A 26,284-nucleotide genomic window follows, 5' to 3' on the forward strand; every position below is an offset into this window, starting at 1 on the left:
CCCTGCCCCGCGCCCGCCCTGCCGGCGGACGCGGGGCAGAACGGAATGAAACGGGACCTGTCCTACCGGTCGTCGGCCAGACAGGCCCAGCGTTCGTGATCGCGCCACGCGCCATCGATCTTCAGGTAGCGGGGAGAAAATCCCTCCCTGCGAAATCCCGCCCGCCGGACAAGGGCGATCGAGGCCATGTTCCCGGGCTGGATATTGGCCTCGACACGATGCAGGCCCAGCTCGTCAAAACCATATTCCAGCACCAGGCGCAGCGCGCGGGCCATCCGGCCGGTACGGGCATGGGCGCGCATGCCGTAATATCCCAGATAAGCACTGCAAAAGGCGCCCATCACGATCTGGCTGAACCTGAACACGCCCACGATTTCACCCGTGAAATCGTGCCGCGCCAGCAGGCCGACATCCGGACCGGTCACCAGACCGGCGAACCAGGAATCGAATCCACCCTGATCGATGAAGGGATTCACCCAGGGCGCATGGTAATCGCGATTGTCGATATTGGCGCGGATCAGGTCGGGGGCATCCGCCCGCATGACCCGGCGCACGAACACGTCCGTCATACCGGCGCCCCGCCATCCTGCCCGTGGCCCTGCCCGAAGCCGATCACCCCCATACCGGTCGCGAGAAGACAGAAGACGACGGAGAGGGGGAACAGGACAAACAGGCTGACGATGGACAGAAGGGCACAGACGTCGCCGTACGAACCGAACAATCCCGCCGCGCCGAAGAAGCCGAAATAGAGAAGACCCGTCATGGCGGCGGCAAAGACCGGCCGCGCCGGTCCGCCCGCGAACAGCCACGCCCAGTTGGGTACCACCAGCCGAAAGAAGAAGCTGTACATCGCCAGAATCGACGGCAGGGTGACGAGCGGCAGCAACAGCCAGGGTGACATATGCAGCCCGCGCGCCATTTCGGCCATGTCGCCATGCGTGGTGATGGTACGGATGGGCGCATAGCTCCATAGATTGGCTGCCCCCATCAGGGCCAGCCAGAACAGGAAACGCACCGCCGGACGGTTCATGTCCCGGGGACGGACGCGCCGGATGCACCAGAAGCACAGCACATAGAGAGCCCCGTTCCCCAGCGCCATCCCCGACAGGGCGATCAACGCCGCCGCACCGTCGCGATGGGCCGCGTAGATCGGGCCGTACGCGACATTTTCGTCGATCTCCCGCTGCAGCAGGATATTCACGATATCGGCGTGCCCATAATGCAGTGCCAGCGGATCGGCCTTGAAGCCCAGAAGCCACGCGGTGACGGCGTGGCTGTATTCATGCAGGAAAAATGCCAGGGCATGCGCCAGAAAGACGAACAGGACCGTCTCGGCCACGAACCGGGGGACCGCCTGATCACGCGGGAAAACAGGGGTCTCGGTCATGATCCGGTCCATACGGTGGCAGAGGCTTCGGTGTAGACCGCATCTCCGCTATTGTCACGGGACCGGAAGGATCGGGCCCGTGGGGCATCATTCCTTCTTGCCTTCCTGGCGGCGGGAACAAACATAGGCGCATCGCCCATGACCCGACGAGCCGGATTGCACGCCATGCCCCCAGCCCCCCCGCCGCCCACCGTTACGATCCGTTCCGCGCGGGCGGAGGATGTACCCGGCATCGCCGCGATCTATGCCCACCATGTCCTGCACGGCACGGCGTCGTTCGAGACCGAGCCCCCGTCGGCCGAGGACATGGCGCGGCGCATGGCGGCGCTGCGTGCGGGGGATTTTCCCTATCTGGTCGCCGAGGAAGGCGGGGCGGTCATCGGCTATGCCTATGCCGGCCTTTATCATCTCCGCGCCGCCTATCGCGACACGGTGGAAAATTCGGTCTACCTGGCGCACGACGCGGCGGGACGCGGGGTGGGGTCGATGCTGCTGGACGCCCTGCTGGCCGCCTGCGTGGCAAGGGGATTCCGGCAGATGATCGCCCTGGTCGGCGACAGCGCGAATATCGCGTCGATCCGGCTGCACGAGCGGCTGGGATTTCGTACGGTCGGAACGCTGCAATCGGTGGGATACAAACACGGACGATGGCTGGACGTCGTCCTGCTGCAACGCGAACTGGGCCCCGGGGACCGCTCGCCGCCACAGGCGCGGTCCTGACTGCCCCCCCCATACGGTCTTCCCACCATGCCGCATCCATCCAGACCGCCGGACGCGGACACCCACCCCAGCCTGGAGTTGGACACGGGCGGGCGGGACCGCGTCCTGGGGCCCGGCGCCATGGTGCTGGCGGGATTCGCCCGCGCCATCGCGCCCGACCTGATCGCCATGGTGGACATGGTCGCGCGCACGGCGCCGTTTCGCCGCATGTCCACGCCCAGCGGCCGGACGATGTCGGTCGCCATGACCAATTGCGGCACCGCCGGATGGGTATCGGACACGAAGGGATACCGCTACGACCCGATGGACCCGCTATCGGGCCATCCGTGGCCCGCGCTGCCCGCCCTGTTCGCCGACCTGGCGGCACGGGCCGCGTCCCGGGCCGGGTTTTCGGAATTCCACCCCGATGCCTGCCTGATCAACCGCTACGAGCCCGGAACGCGGCTGACCCTGCATCAGGACCGTGACGAGCACGATTTCAGCCAGCCGATCGTCTCGGTCTCGCTGGGCCTGCCGGCCATCTTCCTGTGGGGCGGGCCGGCACGATCGGACCGGGTGCGGCGCGTGCCGCTGGAACATGGCGATGTCGTGGTCTGGGGCGGCCCCGCGCGACTGGTCCATCACGGCATTCATCCGCTGACGGAGGGCATGCATCCGCTGACGGGCCGGGCACGGCTGAACCTGACCTTCCGGCGGGCGATGTAGATCGGCAGATGGCGGCGGGCGATGGACAGCGTGGCCGCCCGCGCCTATTCACGCGCGATGTCCCCGACCACCCCGACCCGCATCGGCATCGATTTCGGCACCACCAACAGTGTCGTGGTCATCGCAACGCCGGATGGCCGCACCCACACCGCGCGCTTCGCCCCGCCTGGCCACCCCGAGGCCGAAACCTGCCGCACACTGCTGTGCCTGTGGCAGGAGGAAGAGCGCGGGCGGCTGGCGGTGCATGAAGCGATCGGCGCCGCCGCCATCGACGCCTATCTGGATGACCCGGCCGAAAGCCGGCTGATCATGTCGATGAAATCGTACCTGGCGCAGACCTCGTTCCGCGAAACGCGGCTGCTGGGGCGGCGGCTGACGCTGGAAAACCTGATCGGTCGTTTCCTGACCGGGCTGATGCGCGAAGCCGGAATCGATCCGGCCGGCGTGACCGCCACGGTCGGCCGCCCGGTGCGGTTCGCGGGCGACATGCCCGACGATTCGTTCGGCGAGCAGCGTCTGCGCGACAGTTTCCACGATGCGGGATTCGGCGACATCGCCGTGGCGCTGGAGCCCGAGGCCGCCGGCTGGCGCTTCGCCCAGCGGCTGGATGGGCCGGCGACCATCCTGGTCGGCGATTTCGGCGGCGGCACCAGCGATTTTTCCATCCTGCGCTTCGACCCGGCCCAAGGCGGCACAGGACGGGGACACGCGCAGCCGTTGGGCCATGCCGGCGTGGGCATCGCGGGCGATCAGTTCGACTACCGGATCATCGACAATGTGGTCTCGCCCGCGCTGGGACGTGACAGCACCTATCGCGTCATGGGCGGCGCGCCGCTGCCCGTTCCCATCGAATGGTATGCCAGCCTGGCGCGATGGCACCGGCTGTCGCTGATGCGTACGCCGCAGACGCTACGCGCGATCGCGGACGTGGCCCGCACCGCCTCCGCCCCCCAGCGGCTGGACGCGCTGGCGACCCTGATCGCGGACCAGCAGGGCCAGGCCCTGTATCGCGCCATCGGCGCCGCGAAGACCGACCTGTCCCAGGCCGACAGCACAACCCTGCGCTTTCACCACAAGGACATCCGGATCGAACGCCGGATCACCCGGACGGAATTCGAGGACTGGATCGCCCCGGACCTGGCGCAGTTCGACGCGGCGGTCACCACCGCCCTGACCCGCGCGGGACTGACCGAGGCGGGGATCGACCGGGTGTTCCTGACGGGCGGCACGTCGTTCGTCCCGGCGGTACGGAACCTGTTCGTCACACGTTTCGGCGCCGAGCGGGTCGATCGAGGCGGAGAGTTCGTGTCGGTGGCCGAAGGGCTGGCCCTGATGGGCGGATAGGCTTCAGACTGGTCCCGTTCGGCAACAAGGAACCCTGCCCATGCTCTATCTGATCGGCCTGTTCTGCTCCCCGCTCGCACTGCTGCTGGCCGGTCGTCCGATCCAGGCGCTGCTGAACGGCGTGATCTGGTGCGTCTCGCTGTTCAGCCTGGTGGTCGGGCTGATCTTCGGCCTGCTGCCGGCGTTGCTGCTGTGGGGCATCGGCGTCGCCCACGCCTTTGCCGTCATCAACGCGCGCAACGCCGACCGCCGGGCCGACCGGCTGGCCGCCGCCCTGCGCGCCCGACGCTAACCGATATCGAACGATACGCCCTGCGCCAGCGGCAGGGTCGTACCGTAATTGATCGTGTTGGTGGCGCGGCGCATATAGCCTTTCCAGGCGTCCGATCCCGATTCGCGGCCGCCGCCGGTTTCCTTCTCGCCGCCGAACGCCCCGCCGATCTCGGCCCCGGATGTGCCGATATTGACGTTGGCAATGCCGCAATCGGACCCGGCGGCCGACAGGAACCGTTCGGCCTGGCGAAGGTCGGTGGTGAACACGGCCGAGGACAGGCCCTGCGGAACCGCGTTCTGCAACGCGACGGCGCGGTCGAAATCGGAGTATTTCATCACATACAGGATCGGCGCGAAGGTCTCGTCCAGCACCGGGCCGGCCTGTTCGGGCATTTCCACCAGGGCGGGACGGACATAATACGCATCGGGCCAGTCGGCCGCGCCTTCCCTGTGGCCGCCCGTGACCACGCCACCCAACGCACGCGCCGATTCCAGCGCACGCTGCATGCGGTCCATCGCCGCGGCATCGATCAGGGGGCCGACCAGATTGCCCTCTTCCAGGGGGCTGCCGACCGTCACGGTCGCATAGGCCGATTTCAGCCGCGCGACGAACCCGTCATAGATGGCGTCATGCACGAACAGGCGACGCAACGTCGTGCAGCGCTGGCCCGCCGTGCCCATCGCGGCGAAGGCGACGCCGCGCAGGGCCAGTTCCAGATCCGCCGACGGCGTAACGATGGCGGCGTTGTTGCCGCCCAGTTCCAGGATGGCCCGCGCGAAGCGGGCAGCCAGGCGCTGGCCGACCGCGCGGCCCATATCCGTGGACCCGGTCGCCGATACCAGCTTCACATCCGGATGATCGACCAGGATTTCACCCACCGCGCGTCCACCGGTCAGCAGGACCGACAGGCCGTCGGGGACCGCCGTGCCCGACGCCGCGAAGCGGGCGGCGGCACGGTGGAAAAGCGCCTGGCAGGCCAGGGCGGTCAGCGGCGTCTTCTCGGACGGCTTCCACACCACCGGGTTCCCGCATACCAGCGCCAGCGCGGCGTTCCAGGACCAGACTGCGACGGGGAAATTGAAGGCGGAGATCACGCCGGTAACACCCAGCGGATGCCAGGTTTCCATCATCCGGTGGTCCGGACGTTCGGTCGCGATCGTCAGGCCGTGCAACTGGCGGGACAGGCCGACGGCGAAGTCGCAGATATCGATCATTTCCTGCACTTCGCCCAGTCCCTCGGACGGGGACTTCCCGGCCTCGATCGACACCAGGCGGCCCAGGGCCGACTTGCCGGCACGCAATTCCTCGCCCAGCAGCCGCACCAGTTCGCCCCGGCGCGGCGCCGGCACCAGCCGCCACGCCTGGAAGGCCGCGTGGGCCGAGGCGATCCCGTCGCACGCCATCTGCCGCGTGGCGGTGGCAACACGCGCGATTTCCTGCCCATTGACGGGTGAACGCACAGGCAGGTCGCCCGTCAGGGCGTCGTCCGCGACCCCCAGCGTGGCGAGCAGCGAACGGGCTTCGACGGAAAGGTCGATCATCGGATATCCAGTCGGCAGGGTGGCGAAGGCAAACCAGGGACCATCGGCAGCGGCATGCGGCCGCCCGGCCGCTGCATAGCGATGCACCATATTCTTCGTAGACGATCTGCCGGGCGAGGCAAAACCCCGGGATTCGGGCCGCCCGACAGGCGCCAGGCCGAGTCTTTTACCAAACCTGTCGTTCTTTTCATGAACTTTTGATTCAAATCATGTTTTTGGTCCCTCGACCATGCCATACGAAAAGGGCGATGGGGGCATCGCAAATCGAACCATCACGATACCTTGCAGGGTCTTCGGACCCTGCATTTTTTTTGCCCATAGCCCCGCCCTGGGATGTCAGGCGACCGAAAGCGCCGCCGAGCCGACGACCGGCCTGGGTACCGTCATGGGGGCCACGCCCCCGTCCCCCCGAAGCATGTAGCCCTGGCCCCAGACCGTGGCGATCAGCGACCCTGCCCCCGCCTGCTGCAGTTTCTTGCGCACCTTGCAGATGAAGACGTCGATGATCTTCATCTCCGGCTCGTCCATGCCGCCATAGAGATGGTCGAGGAAGGCGTATTTGGTCAGGACCGTTCCCTTGCGCAGCAGCAGCAGTTCCAGGACCAGGTATTCCTTGCCGGTCAGGTGGACGGGCCGCCCGTTCACCGTCACCTCGCGGCTGTCCAGCGACAGCCGCAACGGTCCGGCATGCAGGATCGGCTGGCAATATCCCTTGGACCGGCGGACCACCGCCTGGATTCGGGCCGCGAGTTCCGGCGCGTCGTAAGGTTTGGTGATGTAATCGTCGGCACCGGCCGAAAAGGCCCGGACCTTCGCCTGCGGACCGCCCAGGCTGGACAGGGCGACGATCGGCGTTTCCCGGCGTGCCGCCCGGGTGGCACGCAGGACCTCGTACCCATCGATATCCGGCAGAACCATTTCCAGCAGGGCAAGATCGTAATCATAGCGCCGGAGCATTTCGACCGCCTCATGTCCCGTCGCAACATGATCCAGGGCATAGCCGATCGCGCGCAGGGCGCTGGAGGTGCCATGAGCCGTGCCACCATCATTCTCGACGAGCAAAACACGCATATATGCCACCATGAGTTTTGTTAAACCAACATTGCTACCTATAGGTGTATAAATTGTATGACACAATCTTCCCGGGACAGGTTAGGCATTAATACAGCCGCGTTATCCATCTGATCACGCATATGTTATATCACTCCGCCGTTCAGCACGACGGGCAGCGGAAAGGCATGCGTTCCGTTTCCGAGTCGGGGCGTGTTTTTCCTTGAACCGGCCCCGAAACCGGCTATACCCACCGCAACCGATCGCCGCGCGGACGCTGGACGCGCGGCGACACCCCGAACAAGAAACGATCATGAAACCCCGATCTAGAATCGCCTGGCGGGGACGCCGTGACCGATCTCTTTCGGTCGCCGGGTCTGTCTGCGGGCATCGTCCCTATCCGGGTCTGACCGTTCTGCCTGTTTGCTGACCCTGGTCGGCTGACCGGCAACCGGCCTCCCGGGTTCGAGCAACCGCTTGAGCGGCAGGAGGCCTTTTTCATGGCTTTTTGTATCTGTTTTGATGTCCGCGCCATGGCGCGGCGCGGCGACGACGCATGACCGGGCCGCGCAATGCCCCCTCGCCGGTTCCGCTGCGGGCGTGGTGCCGCGGCAGCGTCCTGCGCCACGCGCCGCATGGCGCCACCGCCGTTCCGCCGCCGGAGCCCCTTGCAACGTCCCTTGCAACCCGGCCGGTGCCGGTCCGCAGCCGCCTGGCACGTGACCTGGCGTTGGGCTGTGCCTGGGCGGCCGCGCGGACGGTGCAGGGGTTGCGCGGCCTGGGCGTGCTTCGGCCGAATCACGTCTCGCGCCTGGTTCCCGTCATCGTGCGCATGGCCGACGCCGCCGACTGGGCGCAGCCCGGCCGTCCATCCGGTCGACGGGACGAAGCGTGATCAGGCGGCGGGGGTCCAGTCGGGGCCGATCGTGACCGCATGGTTCAGGGGTCCGGCGCCCGCGCCATAGCCCGGCGCGGCCGCGATGGCGGCGCGCAGGTAGCGCCGGGCCCGGATCACGGCATCACGCAGCGTCAGGCCCTGCGCCAGGCCGGTGGCGATCGCGCTGGCCAGCGTGCAGCCTGTCCCATGGGTGTGGCGGGTATGCAGCCGCGTATCCGAAAACAGCTCGATCCCCGCGTCGGTGGCCAGCACGTCGGTCAGCACGTCGCCATCCAGGTGCCCGCCCTTGACCAGGACCGCCCCGGCCCCGGCCCGGCGCAGGTCCTCGGCCGCCCGCCGCATGTCGTCCACCGTGCGAATCGGACGTCCGACCAGGACTTCGGCCTCCGGCAGGTTGGGGGTCAGCAGGGTGGCCAGAGGCAGGAGATCCCGCCTGAGCGTCTCCACCGCGTTATCCTGCAACAGGCGCGAGCCGCCCTTGGCCACCATGACGGGATCGAGGACATAGGGGATGCCGGGATGGACACGAATGATGTCCGCGACGGCCAGGATGACCTCTGCCCGGTCCAGCATCCCGCTCTTGAACGCATCGGCGCCCAGGTCGTCCAGCACGCTGCACATCTGCTGCGCCACGAAATCGGGCGGGACCGGCAGCACGCCCGTCACCCCCAGCGTGTTCTGCACGGTCAGGGCGGACAGCGCCGTCATGGCAAACCCGCCCAGCGCCGTGATGGTCTTGATATCCGCCTGGATTCCCGCGCCGCCGCCGGAATCGCTGCCCGCGATGACGAGGATGCGCCCCTTCATGGCCCCCGTCCCTAGGCCACGACCTGGGCCGAATCGATCGCCTCACACATTTCGGCGACGATTCGTTCCACCAGCGCCGGGTCCTCGGCCTCGGCCATGACCCGGACCAGGGGTTCCGTGCCGCTTTCGCGCAGCAGCAGCCGGCCGGCCGTGCCCAGTTCGGCTTCCGCCCGGCGGCGGGCGTCCTGCACCGAAGGGGCGTGAAGCGGGCTCTTGCCCGTGAAGCGGACATTGCGCAGCATCTGCGGGAACGGGGTGAACATGCGGCAGACCTCGCTGGCCGGGCGGCCTTCCTCGACCAGCACGGCCAGGACCTGCAGCGCCGCCACCAGCCCGTCGCCGGTCGTGGCGAAATCGGACAGCACCATATGGCCCGACTGCTCGCCCCCCAGGTTGGCGCCCAGTTCGCGCATCCGCTCGACCACGTACCGGTCGCCTACCGCGGTGCGCACCAGTTCCAGGCCCAGCCCCTCCAGGCACCGCGCCAGGCCCATGTTCGACATCACCGTCGCCACGATCTGTGCCGAGTTCAGCCGCCCCTGCCGGCCCCAGGACCGGGCGATCAGGGCCAGGATCTGGTCGCCGTCGATCAGCCGCCCCTTCTCGTCCGCGATCAGCACGCGGTCGGCGTCGCCGTCCAGGGCGATGCCGATATGGGCGCCGTGCGCGACCACTGCCTCGCACAGGGATTCCGGCTTGGTCGAGCCGCATTGTTCGTTGATGTTGATGCCGTCGGGCTCGCACCCGATGCGGATGACCTCGGCCCCCAGTTCCCACAGCGCGGTGGGCGCGACGCGATAGGCCGCGCCATTGGCGCAGTCGATGACGATGCGCAGGCCGTCCAGCCGCCGCCCGCGCGGGAACGAGGCCTTGGCATTCTCGATATACCGCCCGGCGGCGTCATTCAGGCGCGAGGCCCGGCCGATCCGGTCCGGCGCCGCCAGCCGGCCGGCCAGGTCGGAGCGCATCAACTCCTCGATTTCGGCCTCGGTCTCGTCCGACAGCTTGAATCCGTCGGGACCGAACAGCTTGATCCCGTTATCGCCGAACGGGTTGTGCGAGGCCGAGATCATGACGCCCAGGTCGGCGCGCAGCGACCGCGTCAGCATGGCGATCGCGGGCGTGGGCATCGGCCCGACCAGCGTCACGTCCATGCCGGCGGACAGGAAGCCCGACACCAGCGCGCATTCGATCATGTAGCCCGACAGGCGCGTGTCCTTGCCCAGCAGCACGCGATGGCGGTGCACGCCCCGCGTGAAGCGCAGGCCGGCGGCCTGCCCCAGCTTCTGCGCGATTTCCACCGTCATCGGGTCCTGGTTGGCGAGGCCGCGGATGCCGTCGGTGCCGAATAGATGTCTGGTCTTGCTCATTCCCGGCTATCCCTGGTTCTGCCCTGCCATGGCGGGCCCTGATGCCGGCTTATCGCAGGTCCACACGCCCTGCCAGACCCGCAGGGCCTGAACCATGGCCGGCACGTTATGTACACGCAGGATCGTGTTGCCGAGTTCCAGGCCCGGCAGGGTGCTGGCCACGGTCCCCGGATCGCGGTCGGCGGCCACCTGCACCCCGGCCAGTTCCCCCAGCGTGCGCTTGCGCGACGTTCCCAGCACGATACGGCACCCCAGGTTCGCCAGGATCGGCAACCGGCCCAGCAATGCGGCATTCTGCGCCGTGGTCTTGGCGAAGCCGATGCCGGGATCGACGAGGATGCGATGGCGCGCGACACCGGCGGCCACGGCCGCGTCGATTCGCGCGGCGAGTTCGCGCGTCACGTCGGCGCCCACGTCGCCATAGGTCGCAAGGCGCGACATCGTCTGCGGCGTGCCGCGCATATGCATCAGCACCACGGGGCACCCGGCATCCGCCACCACCCCCAGCGCATCCGGGTCATGCGCCAGCGCCGAGACATCGTTGATCAGCGTCGCCCCCAGCCCCAGCGCGGAGGCCATGGTACGGGCGTTGCGGGTGTCGACCGACAGTACGGCCCCGGTCCGGCCGTGCAGGTCCGCCAGCACCGGAGCGATGCGGGCCCATTCCTCGTCCGGCGTCACCACGGCGGCGTCGGGCCGCGTGCTCTCGCCGCCGATATCCAGCAGCGCGGCACCGGCTTCCACCATGGCCGCCGCGGCACGCAATGCGGCGTCCGGTCCCATATGGCGGCCACCGTCGCTGAAGCTGTCCGGCGTCACGTTCAGGATGCCCATCACCCGCGGCCCGTCCGGCAGGTCCGCCGACGGCAGCGGCGCCGTCACACGGGCCAGGACCGGCAGCCAGCCGGGCGGAATATCGCCCGCGCGGACCAGGCGGACATCGTCCCCGTCGATCAGCCGAGCCAGGGTAAAGGCCGCCGGCCCACCGGCCAGCCAGTGGGCCAGTCCCGCCGCCACGGCCACATGCGCCTGCCGCCCCAGGACCAGCCCCACGGGTTCGATCAACCGAAGACAATCCATCCAGCCTTCCCGTTTCCCTGCGCCCAACGGAAAACAGGCGGGGGATACCCCCGCCTGTCGTGTTTATTCGAATAGACGGCGCCTTAGCCCGGCTGCGGCGCCGGATCCAGCCCCCCGCCGCCCGGCGAGGGCAGCGGCGCGGCCGGCGGCGTGGGCGGAACCGAGGCGCGGCGATTTTCCGGCATCGGGTCGTCCACCACCACCCGCTCGATCGGCTCGCCGCGCAGGACCTGGCGGATTTCCTCGCCCGACAGGGTTTCGTACTCCAGCAGGGCCTGGGCCAGGCGATGCAGTTCGTCGACATGCTCGATCAGCAGCGTCCGGGCCCGGGCATAGGCGCTGTCGATCAGGATCTTGATCTCGTCATCGATCTCGCGGACCGTTTCCTCGGACACGTTCTTGTTCTGGGTCACGCTGTGGCCCAGGAAGACTTCCTGCCCGTTATCGCCATAGGCGATCATGCCCAGCTTGTCGCTCATGCCCCATTCGGAAACCATGCGGCGGGCCAGGTCGGTCGCCATCTTGATGTCGCCCGACGCGCCGTTGGACACGTTGTCGGCGCCGAAGATGATCTCCTCGGCCGCGCGGCCGCCCATGGCCAGCGTCAGCTCGCCCAGGCATTTCGCCCGGCTCTTGGAATAGCGGTCGCCCTCCGGCAGGCTCATGACCAGGCCCAGCGCGCGGCCGCGCGGAATGATCGTGGCCTTGTGCACCGGATCGGCGCCGGGGGTCAGGATCGCGACCAGCGCGTGCCCGCCCTCGTGATAGGCGGTCATCCGCTTTTCGTCGTCGCTCATGACCAGCGAGCGGCGCTCGGCACCCATCAGGACCTTGTCCTTGGCGTTCTCGAATTCCAGCATCGCGACCGTGCGCTTGCCCAGCCGGGCGGCCATCAGCGCGGCCTCGTTCACCAGGTTGGCAAGGTCGGCACCCGAAAAGCCCGGCGTGCCGCGCGCGATCACCTTGGGATCGACGTCGGAGGCCAGCGGGACCTTGCGCATGTGCACGCGCAGGATCTTCTCGCGTCCCACCACGTCGGGGTTGGGCACCACCACCTGGCGGTCGAAACGGCCGGGGCGCAGCAGGGCCGGGTCCAGCACATCGGGACGGTTGGTCGCGGCAATCAGGATCACGCCCTCATTGCTCTCGAAACCGTCCATTTCGACCAGCATCTGGTTCAGGGTCTGCTCGCGCTCGTCGTTGCCGCCGCCCAGGCCGGCGCCGCGATGGCGGCCCACGGCGTCGATTTCATCGATGAAGATGATGCAGGGGGCGGCCTTCTTGCCCTGTTCGAACATGTCGCGGACGCGGGACGCGCCGACGCCGACGAACATCTCGACGAAGTCCGAGCCGGAGATGGTGAAGAAGGGCACGTTCGCCTCGCCCGCGATGGCGCGGGCCAGCAGGGTCTTGCCGGTGCCCGGCGGGCCGACCAGCAGCACGCCCTTGGGGATCTTGCCGCCCAGGCGGGTGAATTTCTGCGGGTCACGCAGGAAGTCCACGATTTCCTGCAGTTCGCTCTTGGCTTCGTCAATGCCGGCCACGTCATCGAACGTCACGCGGCCCTGCTTTTCCGTCAGCATGCGGGCGCGGGACTTGCCGAAACCCATCGCCCGGCCGCCGCCGGCCTGCATCTGCCGCATGATGAAAATCCAGGCGCCGAACATCAGCAGGATCGGGGCGTAGTTGATCAGATAACGCAGGAACGGATTGGAATCGCTGTCCAGCGGCTTCGCGACCACCTCGACGCCCTTTTCGGTCAGGCGCGGGATCAGGGTCGGGTCCTGGGGAGTGTAGGTCTCGAACGACGTGCCGTCCGTCAGCGTGCCGGAGATATTGTGATCCTGCACGATGACCGAGCGCACGCGCCCGCCATTCACATCCCCGATGAAGTCGGAATATGCCAGTTGCTGCGACGCATGCTGCACGCTTCCAGGCTGGAAGACGTTGAACAGCAACAGCAGCAGCACGATGATGATAACCCAGAGAGCCAGGTTCCGGCCAAAATTGTTCATCTTGCCCATTGTTCCATACGCTGGCGCCAACCAGCGGCCAAACGCCTTTTCAACCTAATGTTCACCCATACATAGGCGGTTCGGGGGACATTCACACCCCCATGGCCCCTCTTTCTTGTCAAAAGCGGGCGGTCTCGGCCGCTACCGCCCCCGGGGTCAGCATCAGGGCCACCCCCGCCAGGTCCGCCGCGTGGCAGATCCCCATGGTCGGAACCGCCACCACCCGCCCCGCGCGATGCAGCGCCGGCAGGGTGCGCAACGCGCGCGCGGGCCATTGCGTTCGCCAGCCGGGGGGCGCCCAGGCCCCGGACGGGCCGGCCGCGCCCAGCGTCACACCGTCCAGGTTCGTGCCCGCCGGCGCCGACAGGACGAAGCGCCCGTCCCACACGCAGTCCGGCCGGGCGACGACCGGGGGCTGCATCGCCGCTTCCTCGCGCAGCAGCAGCCATCGATGGCCGGCGCGCTTCAGGGCCGGCCCCGCCGCCATCAGGCAGGTGCCCCCCAGCGTCGCCGGCCGCGGGGCGGCGCACAGGGCCGCGACCGCCCGCGAAGGGGGCAGGTAGTCCGACCCCGACACCGCCCGCATCAGGAACGCCAGCGCCCTGGGGCAGGTCGGATCGTCGGCCAGCGCCACCCAGCCCCCTTCCGCCATCGTCACGTTCCGGGCCAGCAGCGCGGCCTGCCTGGCATCACGGTCCATGCGCGCCGCGCCGGCCCGCGACGCCGCCGCGCGGAGCGGCCCGCGTGCCGCCGGGTCGTCGTCCAGCGCCGCGCGCACCCGGGCCCGTTCGGCGCGCGGATCGGCATTCGACGGGTCTTCGACCCATGCCAGGCCGGCGCGGCGCAGCGTCGCGCGCAGGCGGTCGCGATCGACACCCAGCAGGGGACGCACCAGACGCAGATCGGCGGTGAAGCTGACGGAGGCCATGCCGGCCAGACCGTCCGGCCCGCTGGCGGCGCGGCGGCGGATGGCGATCGTTTCCGCCTGGTCGCCGGCATGATGGCCCAGCAGCAGGTCGACGATGCCCGCCCGCCGGCAGGCCCGGGCCAGCGCCGCATAGCGTGCGCGACGGGCCCGGTCGGCCAGGCCGGGCCCGGGCCGCAGGCCGTCGAGAACCAGGATGTCGGCGGGAATGCCCAGGGCATGCAGCCGCCGCCGGGTCAGCGCGGCCTCGGCCGCCGCGGCGGGACGCAGGCCGTGATCGACGATCAGGGCACGGACCGCGCGGCGCCAGCGCGCGGCCAGGTAGGCCAGGCATAGACTGTCGGCGCCGCCCGATACCGCCACCCCCACCGGGGGCATGTCCGGCCCATCGGGCAGCCAGGGACCAAGCCCCGCCATGATGGCGGCGAAACGGGCGTCATCCAGTACGCCCGAGCGGGTCGGGCCCCCGGCGGGGTCCCCGGTCAGCCTGATATCAGTGGCATCCGGCACGGGTGCGGTAGATGGCCTGCGCGCTGCGGACGCGGGGGGCGGGGGTGGGGAATTCCGCCTTCAGCTTCGCCAGCGCCTGACAGGCCGAAGCCTTGTCGCCCAGGGCGAGCAGCGTGGCCGTGACCCCCAGCAGGGCATCCGGCGCGCGGCCCGAATGCGGCGCGCGGTTATAGGTGTCGTAATAGGCGACGGCGGACTGGCGATATTGCTTCTGCCCGGCCAGGGATTGCGCCAGCAGGAACTGCGCGTCCACCTGGCGCGGGCCGCGCGGGCCGGCCAGGACCTTCTGGGCCGCCGCCTGGGCTGCCGCGTAATCGCCGTGCAGCAGGGCGGCGTTGCCCTGCTGCAGCAGGGCCTCGGGCGTTTGCCTGGCCGGTGCTTCGGGCGCGGGTGCGGCCGGAGCGGCGGCGGGCGGGGCGCCGGCCGGGGCGGGGTGACCGTTCTGCGCCGCGAAATTCATGTCCTCGATCTGCTTGGACAGGGCCGCGTTCTGCTGCTGGACCTGGTTGGTCAACTGGTCGAGCTGGCCCCGCATGTCGCGCACCTGCTGTTCCAGCGTCATCACCCTGTTCAGCAATTGCGCCGTCAGGTCGCCATTGGCCGGCGGCATCACGTTCTGCGGCACGCTGTCCGGCCCGGCCGGCGGCAGCATTCCGCCCCCGGCCCCGGGGGCCGACTGCAACTGCGATAGTTGCTGGCGCAGATCCATGATCTGGTTCTGCAGCGCGATGCCTTCGCGGCTGGTCATTCCGTCCTGGGCGCGGACGGGCAGCGGCGACAGGATGGTCAGGGCGGCCATCACGCCTAGGAACGGCGGAAGGTGGCGGAATGCAGCGGACCGCATGAACGGATTTCCCCCAAGTCACGGGCAAGGTCACAAGACAGGCCCTGTTATGTACCACGGACCAGACAAAACAAAACCGGCCAGGCGACGGGCGCCTGGCCGGTTCCGACCGATCGGACGACGATCCGATCGATACGATCAGCGGACCGAGGTGATCGCGTTGCGGTTCTGGGCCCACGACTGCTCGTCGTCACCCGTCGCCGTCGGACGATCCTTGCCGTAGGAGATCGTGGTGATGCGCGAAGCAGCCACGCCCTTGGCGACCAGGTAGTCACGCGCCGCGTTGGCGCGACGCTCGCCCAGGGCGATGTTGTATTCTTCGGTGCCACGGTCATCGCAGTTGCCCGCGACCTGGATCGTGACCTGCGGATACTTGGCAAGCCAGGCGGCCTGACGGTCGAGCGTCGCCTGGGCGTCGCTGGACAGGTTGTTCTTGTTCAGCTCGAAGAACACGCGGTCGCCGACATTGGCGACCAGGTCGGCTTCGCTGCCCGGGGTGACGCCGGTGCTCTGCGCGGCGGCGCCGGTTCCGGTCGTGGCGCCCTTTTCGTTCTCACCCGAGCACGCCGCCAGAAGAACGGCCATGCCAAGCGCACCAAGAAGCTTCAGTCTCATTATTTTAGATCCTGAGATCGGTTCCCGCGTGGAACCATATGATTAAGTTGCCGGGTAAAGGTCCGGTCCCGACACTCGTTTTGTTCCGCCAACAACCCAGAGGCAGAACGTTGCGAACACTGGAGACCACTTGCCGGTTAGCGCCAGACGCGACGAAGCGTCAAGATGCCCGGAACACATGTCCGATATCTTGTTTCAGTATTGACCGGAAAAGCACAGTAACGCGCTTCCCCGGTCTTTAAATCTTAACCGTTCAGCGGCGACCAGGCCGGGTCGGACGCGCCGCCGGCCGGAATCGCGCGTTCGTGGAAGCCGGTGATATCGACGGTGCTGATGCCCGAGGAAAACCCTGCCCCGCCGGCCCCCGCCGCCGTCTGGCGGCAGAAGGCGATCACCCGTCCGTTCGGGCAGAAGGTGGGGCTTTCGACGGTGAAGCCCTGGGTCATGATCCGCTCGCCCGTGCCGTCGGGGGCCATCACGCCCAGCGAGAAGCTGCCGTTGGCGATCCGGGTGAAGGCGATCAAATCCCCGCGCGGTGACCAGACCGGCGAGCCGTACACGCCGTTGCCGTACGAAATACGCCGCGCGTCGCCGCCGCCCGCGCTCATGATATAAAGCTGCGGCGAACCGCCCCGGTCCGAGTTGAAGACGATCTGCGAGCCGTCCGGGCTGTAGCACGGGCTGGTATCGATGGCGCCGGAACTGGTGATCTGCCGCTTGGCCCGTGTGACCAGGTCCACGCTATAGATGTCCGACCCCGCGCCGCGCGTGGCCGACAGGATGACCGCCCGCCCGTCCGGCGCGAAACGCGGCGCGAACGAGATCCCTTCGAAATCGCCCAGCAACTGCTGCCGGCCCGTCGCCAGGTTGAGCATGTAAACGCGCGGGCGGTTGTTGGCATAGGACATGAACGCCAGTTGGTCGCTGGTCGGGCTGAAGCGCGGGGTCAGGGTCAGCCACTGCCCCCCCGACAGGTAATGGCTGTTGGCGCCGTCCTGGTCCATGATCGCCAGCCGCGTCGTCTGGTGCGCGCGCGGACCGGACCGGGCGATATAGGCGATGCGGGTGTTGAAATAGCCCTTTTCGCCCAGCAGCCGTTCATAGATCACGTCGGCGATGATGTGCGCGATCTTGCGCGCGTCGCCGGCGCCCGCCGTATAGGCCGTGCCCTGGATCTGCTGGCCGGTCAGCACGTCCCACAGGCGGAATTCCACGCGCAGGCCGCCGCCGCCGGTCGTCGCGGAACCGCTGACCAGCGCGCGGGCGCCCAGCGACTTGTACGTTCCGAAATCCGGCACCCCCACGGGCAGCGACCCGCTGATCGGGGCGAACAGGCCGCAATTCCCCAGGTCGCCCGAGATCACGCTGCTGACCAGCGCGCCCGCGTCGCCGCCCAGCGCCGGAATGACGATGGGAATCGGCGCCGTGCGGGCCTGGTCCACCGTGATTTCGGCGGCACCCGGGCCCGCCGCGGGCGCGCCCTGCGCGACGGCCGACAGCGGCGCGGCCAGGATGCCGGCCGCGATGCCGCCGCCCGTTCCCAGCAGCATGCGGCGGCCGAGATGGGTCGCCAGCAGCGATGCATCGGTATCGGAAATCCAGGGGGAAGTCGGCGGAAGGTCACAGGGACGCATGGTCTTCTCCTCGAACGCACCGCCCGTGCATGGGCTGCGGCAGGTTGTGCTGCTTCATGGGCGGAAAACGAATTTGAGCTGCCGCGTTTGCCCCAGCATCGCCTTGGGCAGCGGCAATTGCGCGCAGGTGGGGCTGAGCACCGCCGCGCGGGCCCGTTCCGCCAGCGCGCGATAGGACGAATCGGCGTCCATGCGCGCCTGGGTTTCCGGCGCGAACTGGACGATGCGGGCCATGCCCGTGGCATCCACCGTCACCACCAGATGGGCGACGAAGGTGGCGTAATCCCGCGCCGCCGTATCTTCGGTATAGCAGCGGCGCACGGCATTTCCGATCGCGCGCTGGTCGGCCGCGTTCAGCGCGCTGGTGATGTCACCGTCCGGTGCGCCGCCGCCGTTGGGTGCGCCGCCCTGCAGCGGGTTGGCGCGCGCCTTGGGCGGATGGGTCTGCTTCTGGTCCGCGCGGAACGCATCCAGCGTCGCCAGCAGCGAGTGCGTGTCAGGCACCGCCTTCTTCGTCTCGTTCGGCTGGGTGACGTGCGAGAATTGCTGCATCTTGGGCAGCGCGTTGGGTTCGGGCTGCGGCGTCGGCGGCGAGGCCGCGCGCGAGGGCACCGGCGGCGCCGGCGGGGTCGGCGGCGCCTGGACGGCGTCGGGCGACGGTTCCTCGACCTTCGGCGGCACCTGCGTGTCCGGAAGTTCGACCGGCGGGGTTTCCGGCGGCGGCGGCATGGGCGGCGGCGGAGGGGGCGGCGGCGGCGGTTCCTCGGTCGGCGCCTGGACCGGCGGCGTCGGGGCCGGGGGGGCCTCCTGCGGCACGGGGGCCGGCGCGGGCGCGGGCTTGGGGGCCGGCTTTTCGGCCTTGTGCGGGGTGCCGCCGCTGTCCGAACTGGTGAATTCCATCTCGATCGTCGGCGGGGGCGGCGGTTCGGTGGGCACCGGAATGGGCAGCCCCAGCAGCACTGCCAGAAGCAGCGCCATATGCGCGGCCCCCGATACGACGATCGATCGCCGCATCAGGATACGTTCGGAACGGCGCGGCTGAACCACGACGAGGATGCTCCTAGCCGATGACGATCAAGGGGGGCGCGATCAGGGCGCGCCGCCGCCGGACGGCGGCTGCTGGGCCAGGAGGGCGACGTGGGTGAAGCCGCCCGCCGTGATCCGGCCCATCACTTCCATCACGCGGCCGTAATCGATGTGGGAATCGCCACGGACGAAGATCCGGTGCGCGGGGTCGTTCTGCGCCGCCGCGCGCAACTGGTCCACGAGTTGGTCGGACGAGACCGGGTTGTCACCCAGGTACAGCGCGCCGTCCGAGCGGATGGACACGGTGATCGGCTTGGTGTCGGCATTGACCGGCGCCGCGTCGGTTTTCGGCAGGTCGACATTCACGCCGCTGGTCATCATCGGCGCCGTCACCATGAAGATGATGAGCAGCACCAGCATGACGTCCACCAGGGGGGTGACGTTGATGTCCGACATGGGACGCCGGCGCCCGCGGCGCCCACCCCCTCCACCGAGCGAAACGCCCATGATTCAGCCCCTTTCCTCGGACTGGCGAGAGAGGATGGCGGCGAATTCGGTCCCGAACGCCGCCATGCGGTCCTCGAACAGAGACAGGCTGTTGTTGATGACGTTATAGGCGATCACCGCCGGGATGGCGGTCACAAGGCCGATGGCGGTGGCGAACAGGGCCTCGGAAATGCCGGGGGCGACCACGGCGAGGTTGGTGTTGTGCATCGCGGCGATGGCCCCGAAGGCGTGCATGATGCCCCACACCGTGCCGAACAGGCCGATGAACGGCGCGACCGGGCCGATCGTGGCCAGGAAGATCATCCAGCGGCCCAGGCGCTCCATCTCCCGCGTGATCGTGATGTTCATGGCGCGATCGACGCGTTCCTGCACGCCGCCGCGCGCCAGGTCCACGCCCGAGATCCGCGACGAGCGGCGCCATTCGCCCATGGCGGCGCCGAAGACCGCCGCCAGCGGGTGAACGGGCTTCGCCCCGTCGGTCTCATACAGGTCGTCCAGGCTGCCGCCCGACCAGAACTTGTCCTCGAAGACGCCGGCCTGCCGGTTGACGCGCCGCAGGGTGACGATCTTGTCGAAAATGATGCCCCACACCACCACGCTGCTGAATACCAGCCCGATCATCACCAGCTTGACGACGATCGCCGCATGGAGAAACAAACTCCACAGCGACAGACCCGACGCTGCCGCGCCCAGGTTAGCCGCGTTAACCGCTTGGTCCAAAAACGCCTCCTGCACCTTCTGCCCGTCGCCGCGCGATCGCGATCCCGACCGCCGAGTCGGGGGCAGTCTGACACTGCACTCCAGTGCGTTCCTTATAGGCTTCCGCGGGAAAGCAGAAGCACCCCAGCCGCAGGACACACCCATCGAAACAAGAAATTACCGACCGGCCTTCAATCCACGAGTCCAGTCAGAAGATCACGCCATAAAGGCGGAAATCGGGCGGCCCGGCCATCGGCCGCGCGCACGCAGGCCAGGCGGACATCCAGCGCCGCGCACAGCGTCTGCCCCAGCAGGAAGGTCTGTTCCAGCCGGCAACTGGCCGAGCCCAGTTCGGTCAGGCGCGTGGTCACCGTCACGACGTCATCCAGCCGCAGCGGAGAGCGGTAGTCGATGCTGGCGTTGCGCACCACGAAGGCGAGGCCGAAATCGTCCAGCAGCGCGGACACCGGCTGGCCCAGGCCGCGAATCGCCTCGGTCCGCGCGCGCTCGGCCAGGCCGAGATACCGGGCGTGATAGACCACGCCGCCGGCGTCCGTATCTTCGTAATAAATGCGGAAAGGAATGTTGTGCCTCACCCGTCGTCCCCCTGCAGCAGGTCGCCCTGGCCCGTCTGCCGTGGCGGGGGGGCAAGCCCCAGATGCCGCCAGCCCCGCTCGCCCAGCATGCGTCCCCGGCTGGTACGCAGGACCAGCCCCTCCTGGATCAGGTAGGGTTCGACCACGTCTTCCAGCGTGTCTCGCGCCTCGGCCAGGGCGGCGGCCAGGGTTTCCACCCCCACCGGGCCGCCGTGATGATGTTCGGCGATGCGGCGCAGATAGCGCCGGTCCATCCCGTCCAGCCCCAGCGAATCGACTTCCAGCCGCGACAGGGCGGCGTCGGCCATCGCGCGGTCCACCGGGCCGCCACGGGTGACCGAGGCGAAGTCGCGCACCCGCCGCAGCAGGCGCCCGGCGATGCGCGGCGTGCCGCGCGACCGGCGGGCGATTTCCTCGGCCCCTTCCGGCGTCAGGTCGAATTCCAGCTTCCGCGCCCCGCGCGAGACGATCTGGCGCAGTTCGTCGGGGGTGTAGAACACCAGCCGCAGCGGAATGCCGAACCGGTCGCGCAGCGGGGTGGCCAGCAGCCCGGCCCGCGTGGTCGCGGCCACCAGGGTGAAGGGCGAGAGGTCGATGCGTACCGAGCGCGCCGCCGGCCCCTCGCCGATGATCAGGTCGAGCTGGAAATCCTCCATCGCCGGATACAGTACTTCCTCGATCGCCGGCTGCAGGCGGTGGATTTCGTCGATGAACAGCACGTCACGGGGCTGCAGGTTGGTCAGGATGGCCGCCAGGTCGCCCGCGCGCTGGATCACGGGGCCCGAGGTCGCGCGAAAGCCGACCCCCAGTTCCCGCGCCACGATCTGCGCCAGCGTGGTCTTGCCCAGCCCCGGCGGGCCGTGCAGCAGCACGTGGTCCATCGCCTCGCCCCGCTGGCGGGCGGCGGCGATGAAGATGGCCAGGTTCTCGCGGCTGGCCTTCTGGCCCGTGAAATCGTCCAGGGTCTGCGGCCGCAGCCCGGCTTCGGCAGCATCTTCCGCATTGCGGGCGGGATCGACCTCGCGGAGGGGGATTTCGGTCATCGGGCAAGTTCCCGCAGGCTTTCGCGGATCACGACATCCAGGTCCGCCTTGCCGTCCAGGCGCGCCAGGATGCGCCCCACCACCGGCTGGGCCTCGGCCCGGCGGAAGCCCAGGCCCGCCAGCGCCAGCAGGGCATCGGCTTCCACCCCGCCCGAGGCCGGGGGGGCCGCGATCGTCACGCCCGGCCCGGCGGGCATGCGCCCGGCCTTGTCGCGCAGTTCGGTCAGGATGCGCTCGGCCAGCCGCGCGCCGACACCCGACACCCGGGTCAGGCTGGCCTTGTCCGCCGCCGCGATCACCCCGGCCAGGTCGCCCGGCGACAGGGCGGAGAGAATGGCCAGCGCGACCTTCGCCCCCACCCCCTGGACCGTCGTCAGCAGGCGGAACCAGTCGCGCTCCGCGGCTTCCGCAAAGCCGTAGAGCAGGAAGGCATCCTCGCGCACCACGGTCTCGACCAGGACGCGGGTCACATCGGGCGGACGGGGCAGCGCCGAGAGCGTGCGGGTGGAGGCATGGACCAGATAGCCGACGCCGCCGACATCGACCACGCAGCGGTCGGATTCCATCTGCCCCACCAGCCCGGTCAGGTGCGCGATCATGCCATACGGGTCCCGGCCGACACCCGCAGGGCGCTGGCCCGGTGATGGGCATGGCAGATCGCCACCGCCAGCGCATCGGACGCGTCCGCCCGGCGGATCGTCGCCCCGGGCAGCAGACGGCGCACCATCATTTCCACCTGATCCTTGCTGGCGGCGCCGGTGCCGACCACCGCCCGCTTCACCGCCATGGCACCGTATTCCGAAACCGCGATTCCGGCCAGCGCCGGCACCAGCAGCGCCACCCCGCGCGCATAGCCGAGCTTCAGCGTCGAGGCCCCGTTGCGGTTGACGTACGTCTCCTCCACCGCGGCCTCGCGCGGGCCGTACCGGCGCACGAGGTCCAGCAGGGAATCGTGCAGGCAGCGCAGCCGCTCCGGCACGGGCGCGTCACCGTCCGTGGCGATCACGCCGTCCGCGACATGGCACAGCCGGTTGCCGTCCACATCGACCAGCCCCCAGCCGGTGAAGCGCAGGCCCGGATCGATGCCCAGCAGCCGGACCATCCGTCCATTCGGCCCCGTGGCGGGCGTCAGGCGGACAGCCTCTCGGCCACGTCGTCGGGCAGGTCGAAATTGGCGTAGACCGCCTGGACGTCGTCATGTTCGTCCAGCACGTCGATCAGCTTCAGCACGCCGCGCGCCTTGTCCTCGTCCAGGGTCACGACGGTGCCGGGGCGCCAGTCGAACTTCGCGCTGGACGGTTCGCCGAAGCGGGTTTCCAGCGCGTCGCGCACGGCGAAGAACGATTCCACGGGGCATGTGACCTCGTGCCCCTCGTCCGTGCTTTCGACGTTTTCGGCGCCGGCTTCGATCGCCGCTTCCAGCATCTCGTCCTCGGTGGCGACCGCGGCCGGATAGGTGATGACGCCCAGGCGGGTGAACATGAAGGACACCGAATTGGTCTCGCCCAGCGACCCGCCATGCTTCGAGAACGCGGCGCGGACATCCGAGGCCGTGCGGTTGCGGTTGTCGGTCAGGGCTTCGACGATCACGGCGACGCCGGCCGGGCCGTAGCCCTCGTACCGGACCTCGGCATAATCGTCACCGCCGCCGGCGCCGGTCGCCTTCTTGATCGCGCGCTCGACCGTGTCCTTGGGCATGTTGACTTCGCGGGCCGCGGAAATGGCGGCGCGCAGGCGGGGATTGGATGCCGGGTCGGGCATGCCGGACCGCGCGGCGACGGTGATTTCGCGAATCACCTTGGCGAACTGCCGGGCGCGGCGCGCGTCCTGCGCGCCCTTGCGGTGCATGATGTTCTTGAACTGGGAATGACCCGCCATGGCTCGTCTCTACTGAAGTGTATGCAAAATCTTCTTTTTTCGGGAGAAAACGGGCCTCCCGATCAACCCATCCGCCCGTGACAGTGCTTGTATTTCTTGCCCGACCCGCAGGGGCACAGCGCATTGCGCGGCGTTTCGCCCCAGCTTGACGGGTCGTCGGGCATGATCGCCGACGCGCCGATCGGGGTCGCGACGGCGATGTCGGCCGTCGCGGCGCCATAGGACCCGACCGGCTGCGTCATCAGGCCGGGCGCGGGTTCGGAGGCAAGGCCGGGGACATGAGGGTCGGCATGCAGTTCGGCCACGCCGGCAAAGGGATTGTCCAGCACCGGGGGCGCGACCTCGACCCGCGACATGGTCGAGGTCACGCGCAGGCGCAGGGCGTCCAGCATCGCGGTGAAAAGCTGGAAGGCCTCGTGCTTGAATTCGTTCAGCGGGTCCTTCTGGCCGTAGGCGCGCAGGCCGATGCCCTGGCGCATCTGGTCCAGCGCCAGCAGATGTTCCTTCCACACCGAATCGAAGGTGGTCAGCAGCACCTGCTTTTCGATGTAGCGCATGACCGACGGGCCGAAATTGGCCGCCTTGGCGGCCTGGGCCTGCAGGGCGGCCTGTTCCAGGCGTTCGGTCACCGCGTGGCCGTCCACCCCGTCCTCGCGCGCCCAGTCGGCAATGGGAAGGTCCAGCCCCAGGATACCGCGTGCGTCCTCGGCCAGCTCCGCGCTCTGCCATTGCTCGGCGAACGAGCGTTCGGGGATGCGGCGGGCGACCATGTCGTGGATGATGTCCGTCCGCATGTCCTGGACCGTCGCCGCCAGGTCGTCCGCCGCCATGTATTCCCGGCGCTGGGCATAGACCTCCTTGCGCTGGTCGTTCATGACGTCGTCATATTTCAGCGTGTTCTTGCGCATGTCGAAGTTGCGGGCCTCGACCTTCTTCTGCGCGCGCTCCAGGGCCTTGTTGATCCAGGGATGGACGATCGCCTCGCCCTCCTTCAGGCCCAGGCGCTGCAGCATTCCGCCCATGCGCTCGGTCCCGAAGATGCGCATCAGGTCGTCTTCGAGCGAGATGAAGAAGCGCGAACTGCCCGGGTCGCCCTGGCGCCCGGCGCGGCCGCGCAACTGGTTGTCGATGCGGCGGCTTTCATGCCGTTCGGTGCCGATGACGTACAGGCCGCCGGCCTTGGTGACGATGTCATGGTATTCGGCGACCTGGGCGCGGATTTCGGCCTCGCGCCGCGCATGTTCCTCGGGGTCCTCGATTTCCGCCAGTTCCTGGCGGATGCGCATTTCCACATTGCCGCCCAGCTTGATGTCGGTGCCGCGCCCGGCCATGTTGGTGGCGATGGTGATCGCGCCCGGCGCGCCGGCCTGGGCCACGATCGTGGCCTCCATCTCGTGGAAGCGGGCGTTCAGGACATTGTGGCGGATGCCCCGCTTGGTCAGCAGTTCCGACAGATATTCGCTCTTCTCGATCGAGGTCGTGCCGACCAGGACCGGCTGCGGGGTCTTGGCGATGTCCTCGATCAGCGTGCTGACGGCCTCGTATTTCTCGCGCGCCGTCAGGTAGACCTCGTCATCGTCGTCCTTGCGTGCCACCGGCAGGTTGGTCGGGATTTCGACCACGTCCAGCTTGTAGATCTCGGCGAACTCGTCGGCCTCGGTCATCGCGGTGCCGGTCATGCCCGACAGCTTGGGATAGAGGCGGAAATAATTCTGGAAGGTGATCGAGGCCAGCGTCTGGTTTTCCTGCTGGATCTCGACATGCTCCTTGGCTTCCAGCGCCTGGTGCAGGCCGTCGGAATAGCGGCGCCCGTCCATCATGCGGCCGGTGAATTCGTCGATGATGACGACCTTGCCGCCGCGCACGATGTAATCCACGTCCCGCGCGAACAGCGTGTGGGCGCGCAGCGACTGCTGGACGTGGTGGATCACCGCGATGTTGTGGATATCGTACAGCCCGCCCTCGATCAGCACGCCGGCCTCGCGCAGCATGGCCTCGACCTGCTCGGCGCCCGCGTCGGTCAGGATCACCGAGCGGAATTTCTCGTCCTTCTCGAACGCCTCGGGCGTCTTGACCAGTTCGTGGATGACCGTATCGACCGAACGGTACAGGTCGGAACTGTCCTCGGCCGGGCCGGAGATGATCAGCGGCGTCCGGGCCTCGTCGATCAGGATCGAATCGACCTCGTCCACGATGGCGTGGTGGAAGGGCCGCTGCACCATGTCCTCGATCCGGTACTTCATGTTATCGCGCAGATAATCGAAGCCGAATTCGTTGTTGGTGCCGTAGGTGATGTCCGCCTGGTAGGCCGCCCGCCGCTCGTCGTCGGGCATGTTGGGCACGATCACCCCGGTGGTCAGGCCCAGGAAGGCGTAGAGCTTGCCCATTTCCTCGGCATCGCGGCGGGCCAGGTAGTCGTTGACCGTGACCACGTGGACGCCGCGGCCGGACAGGGCGCTGAGATAGACCGCCAGCGTCGCGACCAGGGTCTTGCCCTCGCCGGTGCGCATCTCGGCGATGCGGCCGGCATGCAGGACCATGCCGCCGATCAGCTGCACGTCGAAATGGCGCATGCCCAGAACGCGCCGGGCGGCCTCCCGCGCCACGGCGAACGCTTCGGGCAGCAGGGCGTCCAGCGTCGTGCCGGCGGCGACGCGCTGGCGGAATTCCAACGTTTTCGCCGCGAGTGCCGCGTCGTCCAGCGCCCGGACCTGCGGCTCCAGCGCGTTGATCTCGGGCACGCGGCGCTGAAAGGCCTTGAGCGAGCGATCGTTGGCGGTTCCAAACAGGGCACGGGCAAGACTGGCGAACATGTA

General features: G+C 68.5%; 26 protein-coding genes. 5 read left to right on the top strand and 21 right to left on the bottom strand.

What is annotated here, in order from left to right:
- Positions 1-62: 62 nt before the first annotated feature.
- Positions 63-569, bottom strand: coding sequence for a GNAT family N-acetyltransferase (locus GDIA_RS05935; protein ID WP_012223591.1), 507 nt, complete (start codon positions 567-569; stop codon positions 63-65).
- The gene (locus tag GDIA_RS05940; protein WP_012553639.1) at positions 566-1,387 is read right to left on the bottom strand and encodes a hypothetical protein; all 822 of its coding nucleotides are present in this window, start codon (positions 1,385-1,387) and stop codon (positions 566-568) included. Before GDIA_RS05940 ends, GDIA_RS05935 begins: the two co-directional genes overlap by 4 nt.
- Before the next feature lie 165 nt (positions 1,388-1,552).
- Between GDIA_RS05940 and GDIA_RS05945 the strand changes: the two genes are divergently transcribed.
- The 4 genes from GDIA_RS05945 to GDIA_RS05960 are packed head-to-tail and all read left to right on the top strand — an operon-like array spanning position 1,553 to position 4,448.
- Positions 1,553-2,107 (top strand): GNAT family N-acetyltransferase, encoded by a 555-nt coding sequence (locus GDIA_RS05945; RefSeq protein WP_012553640.1) that lies wholly within the window; start codon positions 1,553-1,555, stop codon positions 2,105-2,107.
- Between the two features lie 27 nt (positions 2,108-2,134).
- Positions 2,135-2,812 carry a DNA oxidative demethylase AlkB gene (gene alkB, locus GDIA_RS05950; RefSeq protein WP_012223584.1) on the top strand — a complete coding sequence of 226 codons (678 nt, stop codon included), beginning with the start codon at positions 2,135-2,137 and terminating at the stop codon, positions 2,810-2,812.
- A gap of 21 nt (positions 2,813-2,833) precedes the next feature.
- Entirely contained in the window at positions 2,834-4,156 is a 1,323-nt protein-coding gene (locus GDIA_RS05955) for an Hsp70 family protein (protein ID WP_012223582.1), read from the top strand.
- 40 nt (positions 4,157-4,196) lie between these two features.
- Positions 4,197-4,448: a hypothetical protein gene (locus tag GDIA_RS05960; protein ID WP_012223580.1), complete on the top strand. Its 252-nt coding sequence runs from the start codon at positions 4,197-4,199 to the stop codon at positions 4,446-4,448.
- Here the strand turns inward: GDIA_RS05960 and amaB are convergent.
- Together amaB and GDIA_RS05970 are read right to left on the bottom strand one after the other, a co-directional pair.
- Positions 4,445-5,971 carry an L-piperidine-6-carboxylate dehydrogenase gene (gene amaB, locus GDIA_RS05965; protein WP_012223578.1) on the bottom strand — a complete coding sequence of 509 codons (1,527 nt, stop codon included), beginning with the start codon at positions 5,969-5,971 and terminating at the stop codon, positions 4,445-4,447. The genes GDIA_RS05960 and amaB overlap by 4 nt on opposite strands.
- 336 nt (positions 5,972-6,307) lie before the next feature.
- Positions 6,308-7,042: a response regulator transcription factor gene (locus tag GDIA_RS05970; protein WP_012553641.1), complete on the bottom strand. Its 735-nt coding sequence runs from the start codon at positions 7,040-7,042 to the stop codon at positions 6,308-6,310.
- Positions 7,043-7,577: 535 nt separating this feature from the next.
- Here GDIA_RS05970 and GDIA_RS05975 point away from each other — a divergent pair.
- On the top strand, positions 7,578-7,916 hold the full coding sequence (locus GDIA_RS05975; RefSeq protein WP_012553642.1) for a hypothetical protein: 339 nt from the start codon (positions 7,578-7,580) through the stop codon (positions 7,914-7,916).
- Here the strand turns inward: GDIA_RS05975 and thiD are convergent, their stop codons facing one another.
- The 17 genes from thiD to secA form a co-directional block, all read right to left on the bottom strand.
- A complete protein-coding gene (thiD, locus tag GDIA_RS05980) occupies positions 7,917-8,726 on the bottom strand; it encodes a bifunctional hydroxymethylpyrimidine kinase/phosphomethylpyrimidine kinase (RefSeq protein WP_012223572.1) in 810 nt (269 codons plus the stop codon).
- Positions 8,727-8,737: 11 nt separating this feature from the next.
- Positions 8,738-10,096, bottom strand: a complete 1,359-nt coding sequence (gene glmM, locus GDIA_RS05985) for a phosphoglucosamine mutase (protein WP_012223570.1) — start codon at positions 10,094-10,096, stop codon at positions 8,738-8,740.
- 6 nt (positions 10,097-10,102) lie between these two features.
- On the bottom strand, positions 10,103-11,176 hold the full coding sequence (folP, locus tag GDIA_RS05990) for a dihydropteroate synthase (protein ID WP_012553643.1): 1,074 nt from the start codon (positions 11,174-11,176) through the stop codon (positions 10,103-10,105).
- A gap of 83 nt (positions 11,177-11,259) precedes the next feature.
- Positions 11,260-13,191 carry an ATP-dependent zinc metalloprotease FtsH gene (ftsH, locus tag GDIA_RS05995; protein ID WP_012553644.1) on the bottom strand — a complete coding sequence of 644 codons (1,932 nt, stop codon included), beginning with the start codon at positions 13,189-13,191 and terminating at the stop codon, positions 11,260-11,262.
- Between the two features lie 118 nt (positions 13,192-13,309).
- Positions 13,310-14,626 carry a tRNA lysidine(34) synthetase TilS gene (gene tilS / locus GDIA_RS06000; protein WP_012553645.1) on the bottom strand — a complete coding sequence of 439 codons (1,317 nt, stop codon included), beginning with the start codon at positions 14,624-14,626 and terminating at the stop codon, positions 13,310-13,312.
- On the bottom strand, positions 14,610-15,470 hold the full coding sequence (locus GDIA_RS06005; RefSeq protein ID WP_012223566.1) for a tetratricopeptide repeat protein: 861 nt from the start codon (positions 15,468-15,470) through the stop codon (positions 14,610-14,612). Before GDIA_RS06005 ends, tilS begins: the two co-directional genes overlap by 17 nt.
- A gap of 138 nt (positions 15,471-15,608) precedes the next feature.
- Positions 15,609-16,085 (bottom strand): peptidoglycan-associated lipoprotein Pal, encoded by a 477-nt coding sequence (pal, locus tag GDIA_RS06010; RefSeq protein WP_012223565.1) that lies wholly within the window; start codon positions 16,083-16,085, stop codon positions 15,609-15,611.
- A 245-nt stretch (positions 16,086-16,330) separates the two neighbouring features.
- Positions 16,331-17,719, bottom strand: coding sequence for a Tol-Pal system beta propeller repeat protein TolB (gene tolB / locus GDIA_RS06015; RefSeq protein ID WP_012553646.1), 1,389 nt, complete (start codon positions 17,717-17,719; stop codon positions 16,331-16,333).
- 54 nt (positions 17,720-17,773) lie between these two features.
- Complete coding sequence (locus GDIA_RS06020; RefSeq protein WP_012223561.1) at positions 17,774-18,766, bottom strand: cell envelope integrity protein TolA; 993 nt, start codon at positions 18,764-18,766, stop codon at positions 17,774-17,776.
- Between the two features lie 42 nt (positions 18,767-18,808).
- Positions 18,809-19,252 (bottom strand): protein TolR, encoded by a 444-nt coding sequence (gene tolR / locus GDIA_RS06025; protein ID WP_012223559.1) that lies wholly within the window; start codon positions 19,250-19,252, stop codon positions 18,809-18,811.
- Between the two features lie 3 nt (positions 19,253-19,255).
- On the bottom strand, positions 19,256-19,972 hold the full coding sequence (gene tolQ, locus GDIA_RS06030) for a protein TolQ (protein ID WP_012223557.1): 717 nt from the start codon (positions 19,970-19,972) through the stop codon (positions 19,256-19,258).
- Between the two features lie 170 nt (positions 19,973-20,142).
- On the bottom strand, positions 20,143-20,547 hold the full coding sequence (locus tag GDIA_RS06035; protein WP_012223555.1) for a YbgC/FadM family acyl-CoA thioesterase: 405 nt from the start codon (positions 20,545-20,547) through the stop codon (positions 20,143-20,145).
- Entirely contained in the window at positions 20,544-21,590 is a 1,047-nt protein-coding gene (ruvB, locus tag GDIA_RS06040; RefSeq protein WP_012553647.1) for a Holliday junction branch migration DNA helicase RuvB, read from the bottom strand. The genes GDIA_RS06035 and ruvB overlap by 4 nt, the downstream gene beginning before the upstream one ends.
- The gene (ruvA, locus tag GDIA_RS06045) at positions 21,587-22,189 is read right to left on the bottom strand and encodes a Holliday junction branch migration protein RuvA (RefSeq protein WP_012223551.1); all 603 of its coding nucleotides are present in this window, start codon (positions 22,187-22,189) and stop codon (positions 21,587-21,589) included. Before ruvA ends, ruvB begins: the two co-directional genes overlap by 4 nt.
- Positions 22,186-22,692, bottom strand: a complete 507-nt coding sequence (gene ruvC / locus GDIA_RS06050; RefSeq protein ID WP_012223549.1) for a crossover junction endodeoxyribonuclease RuvC — start codon at positions 22,690-22,692, stop codon at positions 22,186-22,188. Before ruvC ends, ruvA begins: the two co-directional genes overlap by 4 nt.
- A 26-nt stretch (positions 22,693-22,718) precedes the next feature.
- Positions 22,719-23,468, bottom strand: coding sequence for a YebC/PmpR family DNA-binding transcriptional regulator (locus GDIA_RS06055; protein ID WP_012553648.1), 750 nt, complete (start codon positions 23,466-23,468; stop codon positions 22,719-22,721).
- A gap of 62 nt (positions 23,469-23,530) precedes the next feature.
- Entirely contained in the window at positions 23,531-26,281 is a 2,751-nt protein-coding gene (gene secA, locus GDIA_RS06060) for a preprotein translocase subunit SecA (RefSeq protein ID WP_012553649.1), read from the bottom strand.
- Between the last annotated feature and the right edge of the window lie 3 nt (positions 26,282-26,284).

Origin of the sequence: Gluconacetobacter diazotrophicus PA1 5 (assembly GCF_000021325.1) — a bacterium.
Taxonomy (GTDB): domain Bacteria; phylum Pseudomonadota; class Alphaproteobacteria; order Acetobacterales; family Acetobacteraceae; genus Gluconacetobacter; species Gluconacetobacter diazotrophicus.